This window comes from Aggregatilinea sp. (assembly GCF_036822615.1).
Classification (GTDB): domain Bacteria; phylum Chloroflexota; class Anaerolineae; order Aggregatilineales; family Aggregatilineaceae; genus Aggregatilinea.
The window spans coordinates 23972-33329 of sequence record NZ_DAISHJ010000050.1 but is presented as its reverse complement, the minus strand read 5'-3'; the positions used below and the strand labels follow the sequence as shown (position 1 = coordinate 33329).

Below are 9358 nucleotides of genomic sequence, written 5' to 3'. Positions count from 1 at the left end.
CGCAACAGGGTTGCGTGGGGTGGCTTCCCCTTCCCTCCGCTTGCGTGGGGGAAGGAGCCAGGGGATGGGGGGCCAGAAGTGCATAACACACTCTAGGGTCCCCGCGCGCCATAAGTGCTGCGGAAAGGGACCAGAGGCCCCCCCTGCCGGGAGCGCGCTGGTCAAATGACTGCGCAGAACAGTATTTTTCGCCTTTGTGGAGTTCGACGAAGGGAATTATGCTGGATGTATGAACAATGCCCCCACTGCCGCCCCCGCTCGCACTGACGAGCGCGCCAACGAAATTTGTTCAACACATATGTGAGGAATATTTCGTTTTGTTGGAGTACGATGTTGGTCCGTGACGGCGGGCGCTTCCCCTAAAATTACTTTCCGCCAGTCACGCGCCAACCATTGTTTCGTTGAACGTGCCCCCGGTCATTGATCGTGGCTGGCGCCCTTTAAAAAGACGTAGGACCTTGAACCTCTGCACATTATTGAACAATTGGAGAACAGCATCATTATGGAACCTTCTAAGGTCGAAATTACACTAACCATCAACAAGGTGTGCCAGACGCTAGCCGTCGAACCGGGGGAAACCCTGCTGGCTGCGCTGCGTCGCGCGTCTTACTTCAGCGTCAAAACGGGCTGCGATGACGGCACCTGCGGCGTCTGCACGGTCCTGGTGAACGGCAGACCCATCCACAGTTGCAAAATGAAGGCCGTCGATCTGGACGGCGCTGAAATCACGACGATCGAAGGTCTGAACGAAGGCAGCACCCTGCACCCGCTTCAGGAAGCATTCGTGGAAACGGGCGCGATCCAGTGCGGGTTCTGTACGCCCGCGCTCATCCTGACGGCCAAAGCCCTTCTGGACCGCAACCCGGACCCCACCGACGACGACATCCGCAAGGCATTGAACGGCGTGCTCTGCCGCTGCACCGGCTATGTGCGCGGCGTGGACGCGGTGCATCGCGCCGCCGCCATGCTGCGCGGGGAGACGCTCGCGCCGTACACCCACCTTGAGCAGCCGCTGCCCGACCAGGACGAGCCGGTTGCCCTGCCGGAAGCGTTCTACCGCCGGAACGGCGACAAGCACCCCCTGCCCCCGCTGGTGGTGACGCCCAAGGGCATGGCGCCAACGCGCATTGTCGGCAAATCTGAAGTCAAGGTCGATGCCCGAAAACTGGCGATGGGCCGTCCCGTTTTTACCGACGATCTCCACCTGCACGGCATGCTCTACGGCGCGCTGCTGACCAGCCCGCACGCGCACGCCCGCATTCGTAACATTGATGCCAGCCGCGCGCGCGCCTTGCCCGGCGTCCATGCCGTGCTGACCCATCACGACATTCCGCGCGTCAAGTACGCGTCCGGTGGGCAGAGCTATCCGCAGCCGCTGCCCTACGATCAGGTCAGCCTGGACGACAAGGTCCGCCACGTCGGGGATCGCGTGGCGATTGTCGCGGCGGAAACGCCCGAAATCGCCCGGCAGGCGCTGGACCTGATCGAAGTGGACTACGAGCTTTTGCCCGCCATCATAGACCCCGAGTGCGCCATGCAAGACGGCGCGCCCATCGTCCACGACGAGCCGGACACGGAAGGCATCTACGACGCGCAGCACAACATCGTGCATCACATCGCGGCGGAAGTCGGCGACGTCGATCAGGCCTTCGCGCTGGCCGATCACGTTTTTGAGGGCGAATACCGCACGCCCAAACAGCAGCATGTCCACCTGGAGCCGCACGCCTGCATCACGTACTTCGACGAAAACGAGCGGTTGGTGATCCGCACCAGCACGCAGGTTCCGTTCCACATCCGCCGTATGGTCGCCCCGCTGATCGACCTGCCCATCAAGCGGATTCGCGTCATCAAGCCGCGCATCGGCGGCGGGTTCGGCAACAAGCAGGAAATGATCCTGGAAGACCTGTGCGCGCATCTCACCCTGGCGACCGGGCGTCCGGTACGCATGGAGTACACCCGCACCCAGGAGTTCAACAGCTCCCGCAGCCGCCACGCGAACATCATCCGCTACAAGATCGGCATCAAAGACGAACAGGTCACGGCGGCCAGCCTGTACCTGATCGGCGACACCGGCGCTTACGGCGCGCACGCCCTGACCGTGAACATGGTGGGCGGCTTCAAGGGCCTGACGCTCTACAATGCGCCGAACACGCGGTTCATCAGCGACGTGGTGTATACCAACACGCCGCCCGCCGGGGCGTTCCGTGGTTACGGCGCGATGCAGTGCGAGTACGGCATCGAAGTCATGATGGAGGAAATCGCCACCCAGCTTGGGCTGAACGTGGTCGATTTCAAGCGGAAGAACTGGCTCAAGGTCGGTGAGAGCATGCACCTGTCCAAAGCGCTGGGCGAAGGACGCGAGGGCACGGAACAGACCTTGCTGACCAGCGGGCTGGAACAGTGCGTGCGCATCGGCATGGAAGCCACCGGGTTCGAGGCCAAGCGCCAGGATCACCAGGGGCAGCAGGGCCGCTATCGTCACGGCATCGGCATGGCGGTCGTAATGCACGGCAGCGGCATCGCCGGGCTGGACATGGCCTCCGCCACGCTGAAAATGAACGACGATGGTTCGTTCAACTTGCTGATCGGCGCGACCGATCTGGGCACCGGTTCGGATACCGTCCTGGCCCAGATGGCCGCCGAGGTGCTGGACATTCCGCTGGACGACATCATCGTCTATTCCTCCGATACCGACTTCACCCCCTTCGACAAGGGCGCCTATGCCAGCAGCACGACCTACATCAGCGGCGGGGCCGTGCGCAAGGCCGCGCTGCAAATCAAAGCGATGCTCCTGGAGCACGCCGCGCTCATCCTGAACGTCTGCGACCCCTCCGATCTCGAACTCAAAGATGGGAGGGTGACCGGCCCCGATGGGCGGTTCGTCACGCTGGGCGAAATCGGACTCAGCAGTCTGCACCAGCGCGACCAGCACCAGATCATAGCGACGGCGTCCCACACCAGCCCGCTCAGCCCGCCGCCGACCGCTGCCCAGTTCGCTGAAATCGTGCTGGACACCGAAACCGGGCACATCGAAGTAGAACGCCTGCTGATGGTCGTCGATTGTGGCCGCGTCATCAACCCCACCACCGCGGCGGGACAGGTCGAAGGCGGCATGTCCCAGGCGCTCGGCTTTGCGCTGACGGAAGAAATGCTGTTCGACGCCGAGGGCCAGCCCCTCAATGCGGATCTGATGAACTACCACGTGCCGCGCGCGCTGGACATGCCCGTCACCGACGTCATCTTTGTCCAGACCCACGAACCGAGCGGCCCCTTCGGTGCCAAGTCGGTCTCTGAAATCGCAATCGACGGCGTAGCGCCCGCCATTGCCAGCGCCATCCACGACGCGACCGGCGTCTGGATGCGCCAACTGCCCTACACGCCGGAGCGTGTCAAAGCCGCGCTGCAAGGCTAGCCGCAGCCTCTCTCCATGACCTGACACAGTGGGCGTGTCGTCCGTATCGGGACAACACGCCCACTGTTAAAAACAAAGCCCCTCCCCACAGTTTTCCCCTCCGGCAGCTTTCCCCTTGCCGGGAATCATTCGCCAGCACGAGCGCGCGCCCACACGTCCATTTTGAACATACGTTCGGCGCGGGTTACAATATCCACTTAGCTCATCTGTGCTGGTATCACTGAGGAGGAGACCAGATGCAGGACCCGATTTTTTTGCTGGAACACGAGGCGATGGAGCGCTGGCGCAAAGGCGATCCCATGCGATGGGCCGAAATCAGCGCCGACGACGTGATCTACGTCGATCCCGGTCTGGCGGCGCCCATCGTCGGCCTGGACCCCTACACGGCGTATCTGAAGCAGCTTGAAGGGAAGATTCGCTACGAAAGTTCAGAATTCATCGATCCCCGGCTCGAAGTCGTCGGGGATGCGGCAGTCTTGAGCTACAACTACCGCTCCAGGCCGGAACTCAACAGCGACCAGCAGACCCTATGGAATGCGAGCGAGGTGTACTTTTGCCAGAACGGCCAGTGGTGGATCGTGCACACGCACTGGTCCTTCGTCCGCCACCAGCGCCCGCCGCAAGTTGACGTGCCGGTTCCAGTCCTGTGCGGCGATGTGAGCTATGAGGGCGTGTTGGGCGAGCTGATGGCGCTCGAAGCGGGCGCAATGGAACGCTGGCGCAAGGGCGATCCCTGGGGCTTCATCGAGATCAGCGCGCCGGAAGTAACCTATTTCGACACCGGGACGCCCCAGCGGATCAATGGCCGCGAGGCGCTTCGCGCCGAATATGCTCAACGTGAAGGTAAGATTTTTTACGATGTGATGGACTTCGTCGATCCGCACGTCCGGGTGTGCGGCGACATGGCGGTATTGTTCTACCGTTTCTTTTCCACCCGCCTGAATCCCGACGGCTCCGTATTGAGCCGGGTCCCGTGGAACTGCACCGAGGTTTTCACTCGCGCCAGCGGCCAATGGGCCTTGCTCCACACGCATTGGTCGCTCATCCACGGCGAACGCATCCCAGAATAGCGCGGCAGAATCAACGACGGGGCCTCCGAAAACGGAAGCCCCGTCACGCTTCGCTAAAATCCACAACAACGCCAGCAGCCGTCCCCCTACACCGTCATCCGCAGCCGCACCTGCGCCGTTTGCGCCGGTTCCGCCAGCGCGAAGATCACGCGCGTGACGTCGCGCGGCCCGGTGGCGAGATCGACGTCCTTCACCACCTCCGCCCGCGCCGTCACCACCGCCGGATCGTACTGCACGTGCAGCGCCGCGCCGTCCTGCTCGATGCACACCTCGTCCGGTCCGATCGTCGCACGGCCAAAGCTGGTCAGGACCGACTCGAACGCCCCCGGCGCGGACTCGAACGCGACGTCATCCACCAGTTCCACCCACCCGCGCGCGCCGTCGCGGTGCAGCGTGACCGTGCGTGTCAGCGCGGCCAGATCCGCTTCCGGCGGATACGCCGCCATCAGGTCCAGACTCAGCCGGTCCGCCTCGTCCCCCGCCTGATGATCGAGCGTGCGCGCGGCGTACTGCTGGCCGGGCGGCTGCGCGCACCCGTTCACCACGGGCACGGAATGCGCCAGCGAGGTATTCACGAACACGTCGTAGCGCCCGGCGGAAAAATACTGCCGCGTATACCGCCCGCGCCCGATGTCCACCACCAGCGCCGTCTGATCGTGCATCACGATCACGTTGCCCACGTCGTTCTGGTTGTGCATCTCGTCGTTGTGGCCGCCCTTCACCGCCACCACCAGCGCGTCGGGATCGGTGGGATCAACCCGCGCGATCATCCACTGCATTTCGGGATACCAGTCGTGCACAGCCGGGACCACCGGCGGCGCGACCGCCGGATCGGGCCGCCAGAACAGGCCGCGCAGCTTCCACAGCAGCGGGCTGTGATTCGGGTGCGATCCCACCGCCTGCTGCGCGTTCGCCAGCCGCATCAGGTCGTCGTTCTGGTAGTGCCGCGCCAGGAAGGCCAGCAGCGGCGCGGGCAACGTGATATCCGGCTCGCAGTCGGAGAAATTCGCAAAACGGTTCGCCGCCAGCAGCGTGCGCAGCGGGAACACCGACACCTTGCGAATCAGCTCGTCCGCGAAGAAATCGATCCGCCCGTTCGTCCGCTGGTAAAGCAGGTGTCCGGCCAACACGTAATTTCCGAAGCCGAAGCCCCAATAGCTCGGCCCCTCGGTGCTGCCGCCGTCCGCGTCGAACGTCGCCAGGTAGTCGTCCAGCGACCGCGCCCCGCGCGCGATGATCTCCGCCAGCCGCGCCGGATCGCGTTCCAGGTACAGCGCCGTGGCAATGATGTTGCCGGAGCACACCGCCGTCCAGTTGCACGTCGTATGTCCCGGCGTGGGATGCAGCCACCAGTGATCGTGCCGCGTCAGGAACGGCGTCAGGATGCGCACATCGACTTCGTGGCGGATGCGTTTTTCGAGCAGCGGATGCAGTTCCGGGCCGAGCAGCAGCACCAGTTCCGCCAGATGCGTCCCGGTCAGCGCCGCGAACAGCCCCACCACCGGATACTCCACGTCCGGCAGATCGTCGTGATGCGCCGGGAACTCCCACCCGCTTTCCTCGCAGATCGCCCACCCGACGTTTAGCAGCGGGTCGAGGAAGCGCCCCTCATATTCCAGGCACTCCGCCAGGGCGAGATCCGCCAGGATATTCCGCCGCTCGAACCAGGGCGTTTCGTATTCCAGGCGGTCGCCGCTGCGGAAGAATTCGAGGAACAGCGTCGCCGGCAGCGCCGGAATCGGGGCCCGCGCCGCCCGCTCGCCCGCCTCGATCAGCGCGCGCACCTGTGCCGGGCCAAGCTCGTCTTTCAGCGCATTCCACGCAGCGCGATCGGCGGCAGGCGGAAACGGCGGCGGAGCCGTCTCGTCGCGCAGGATCAGCTCCACCCCGATCGGATCGTATCGGCTTAACATACCGGCTCCTTGGCCTACCAGAAAAACGCCGTGCGCCCTAACGCGCGCAGCAGCGCTTCGACAAAGAAATAATCGCCGTAGGGCAGCATATTGTCCTCGTACCCCCGGCTGACGTGGCTTGCGCCGTGCGCCAGCAGCCCTTCGGCCCCAGGCTGATCGAGCAGCGTATAGTCCGCGATCAGTGCGTCCAGCATGCCCCGTGCCGCGTCACGGTAGCGCGCGGCCTGCGCCTCGTCCGTCACCTGATCCGCCAGCAGGAACAGTCCCGCCGCCATGATCGCCGCCGCCGAGCTGTCGCGGTAGTGCGGCGCGTCGTCCGGCAAACGGTAGTCCCAGTACGGCACGCCGTCGCCCGGCAGGTGCGCCAGCGCGTACGCCGCCAGCCGCACCGCCGCCTCGCGGAACCGCACCTCCCCCGTATACTGGTGCGCCAGCGCGAAGCCGTGAATGCCCCACGAATGCCCCCGGCTCCAGCACGACTCGTCCGCGAAGCCCTGCACCGTCTCGCCGCACAGCCGCTCGCCCGTGTCAGGATCGAACACGAACGAGTGATAGGTCGAGTCGTCGGGCCGCACGATCGTGTCCAGCGTGGTGATCGCGTGCGCCACCGCGACGTCCCGGTAGCGCAGATCCCCGGCCTGCTCGCTCGCCCAGAACAGCAGCCCCAGGTTTTCCATGCAGTCGATGATCATCCGGCCCCGGTTGCGGTCGTGCTCGCCCTGCGAGTTCCACGCCTGGATGAAGCCCCCGTGCGGGTTATAGCGCGCGGCCAGCCCGTCCGCCGCCCGCAGTCCACCCCGGCACGCCGTCTCGTCCCCGGTCAGCTTATAGTCCGCGACCAGCGACAGCGAGTACAGGAAGCCCAGGTCGTGATCGTGCGACTCAGGCCGGTCCAGCCGCGCGATGAAATACGGACGCTGCGCACGGGCCGCGTCCAGAAACACGCCGTCCCCGGTGGCGGCGTAGGCCAGCCACAGCTGGCCGATCCAGAAGCCGTCCACCCAGTGACTGTCGTGGCAGCGTTCGTAAGTCCCATCGCCGCGCCCGATGGCAGGGCGATCCGTGCCCATCCGGGGAATCGTGCGCCGGATGGCGTCAAACACTTGGGCGAGGGTGTCCGCGTAGCTCACGATCCATCCTCGCCTCGCCACAGCGCGCGGACCCGGTGCGCCGCCAGTTTGGGCCGCCGGTCGCGCGTAAAGATGCCCTTGTAGTTGTACCCGCCCATACGGTGCACGGCCTGCCCCGTCTTGAAGTCGCACAGGTTCCAGATATGCTGGCCGATCACAAACGGCTTGGTCTCGGTCAGCTTGATCTGCTTCGTGAGGAACTCCGCCTGATATTCTTCGCTGAACATTTCCGGCGGCTGTGCGTGGTGGCCGGGAATCGTGTCCGTGCCGAACTCGGACAGGATCAGCGGCTTGGGGTACAACGTGTGAATCAGCTCGATCTCGCGGTCGAGATAGTCCAGCCCCAGGTCGATCTGCCCGGATTGCGTGTACCATCCGAAGTAGCGGTTCAGCCCCACCACGTCCACGAACGCGAACGCTTCTTCGAGCGCCCCCTCGTGGCTGATCAGCGTCACCGGGCGCGTGGGATCCAGTTCGTGGGCCAGATCCGCCATCGCCTTGAACGACGCCACCGCTTCGGGGCGGCTGGCATGTTCGATCACGGTGAAATCGCGGTTGTAGGCTTCGCGCGCTTCCAGCGTCGCGGTATGCGGCTCGTTGGCGACCGACCACATGATCACGCTCGGATGGTTCTTGTCGCGGTCGATCATCTCGCGGATCATCTGCTGGCACAGGCGGTCGCGCTTTTCCAGCCCTTCCGGGAAGAAAAACAGCCCCACGGCGGGCGTTTCGTCGATCACCATGAAGCCCAGGCGATCCGCCATGTCCAGCATTTGCTCGGAATAGGGATAGTGCGACGTGCGGAACGAGTTCGCGCCCATCCAGTCCATCAGCGCGTAATCCTTGACGATCAGCGCGGGCAGCAGCCCTTTGCCCACCACCGGGAAGTCCTCGTGCCGCCCGAACCCCAGCAGCTTCACCGGCTCCCCGTTGAGCAGCAGCCGGTCGCCTTCGACCGCAATCGTGCGGATGCCGACCGGCAGCGCATAGCAGTCCACCACCGCCCCATCGCGCCGCAGCTCGACGCGTAGATCGTAGAGACTGGGCGCGTCCGGCGACCACAGCGCCGCGTCCGGCACGGTCACTGTCAGCGCCGCCGCGCCGCCCTCGACCGCCTCCTCCGCGCTGCCGCTGAACCCGTGCCCGTGGAGCGTGGCGCGGGCCGTCAGCGCCGCGTCCACATCGCACGCGATCTGCACGCGCACCACGCCGCTCGTGCCGTCGATCTCCGTCACCACCGTCACATCCGCGATCGCGGCCTGCGGCTCGGTGTAGATCAGCACCGGGCGCTCGATCCCGCGGAAGGGGAAAAAGTCGTAGGTGGTGTCTGGATAGTTCACCGTCGGGAACGCGGCCCCGGCCCGCCCCTTCAACTCTCCCGGCGGCACGCGATCCGGCGCGAGCTTGCCATCGACCCGCACGACCAGCACGTTGCCCGCGTCCTTGACGCGCTCCGTGATGTCGAACCCGAACGGCAGATGCCCGCCCTCGTGCTCGCCCAGGCGCTCGCCGTTCAACCACACCTCGGCCAGATAGCTCACCGCGTTGAACCGCACGAAGATCCGCTGCCCGCGCCAGCCCCAGGGCAGATCGAACGTCGTTTGGTACCACGCCACGCCGGTATAGTCGCGCCACTCCGCGAACTGGTCGTTCCAACTGGCGGGCACGGCGATGACTTCCGCCGGATCGAAACCCCCGCCCCAGCCCTGTCCCGTGCCTACTTCGTCGGGATCAAACCGGAACTCCCAAAACCCGGATAAATCCGCCATCTGGCGGCAAGCATTTGATTGGGGGTAGAGCATCGTACAGCGTCCTTTGAGCAACATGCAAGAT

At 64.8% G+C, this 9358-nt stretch carries 5 protein-coding genes; 2 read left to right on the top strand and 3 right to left on the bottom strand.

Going from position 1 to position 9358, the window contains the following annotated elements:
• Positions 1 to 502: 502 nt before the first annotated feature.
• Together V7116_RS14710 and V7116_RS14705 are read left to right on the top strand one after the other, a co-directional pair.
• Positions 503 to 3412: a molybdopterin-dependent oxidoreductase gene (locus V7116_RS14710; RefSeq protein ID WP_324392698.1), complete on the top strand. Its 2910-nt coding sequence runs from the start codon at positions 503 to 505 to the stop codon at positions 3410 to 3412.
• Between the two features lie 236 nt (positions 3413 to 3648).
• Positions 3649 to 4482 carry a YybH family protein gene (locus V7116_RS14705; RefSeq protein ID WP_324392697.1) on the top strand — a complete coding sequence of 278 codons (834 nt, stop codon included), beginning with the start codon at positions 3649 to 3651 and terminating at the stop codon, positions 4480 to 4482.
• An 86-nt stretch (positions 4483 to 4568) separates the two neighbouring features.
• Here the strand turns inward: V7116_RS14705 and V7116_RS14700 are convergent, their stop codons facing one another.
• Genes V7116_RS14700 through uidA form a run of 3 tightly spaced genes read right to left on the bottom strand, consistent with a single transcriptional unit; the run spans position 4569 to position 9327 of the window.
• Positions 4569 to 6395 (bottom strand): heparinase II/III family protein, encoded by a 1827-nt coding sequence (locus tag V7116_RS14700; RefSeq protein WP_324392696.1) that lies wholly within the window; start codon positions 6393 to 6395, stop codon positions 4569 to 4571.
• Positions 6396 to 6409: 14 nt separating this feature from the next.
• Positions 6410 to 7525 carry a glycoside hydrolase family 88 protein gene (locus V7116_RS14695; protein WP_324392695.1) on the bottom strand — a complete coding sequence of 372 codons (1116 nt, stop codon included), beginning with the start codon at positions 7523 to 7525 and terminating at the stop codon, positions 6410 to 6412.
• The gene (uidA, locus tag V7116_RS14690) at positions 7522 to 9327 is read right to left on the bottom strand and encodes a beta-glucuronidase (RefSeq protein WP_324392694.1); all 1806 of its coding nucleotides are present in this window, start codon (positions 9325 to 9327) and stop codon (positions 7522 to 7524) included. Before uidA ends, V7116_RS14695 begins: the two co-directional genes overlap by 4 nt.
• Between the last annotated feature and the right edge of the window lie 31 nt (positions 9328 to 9358).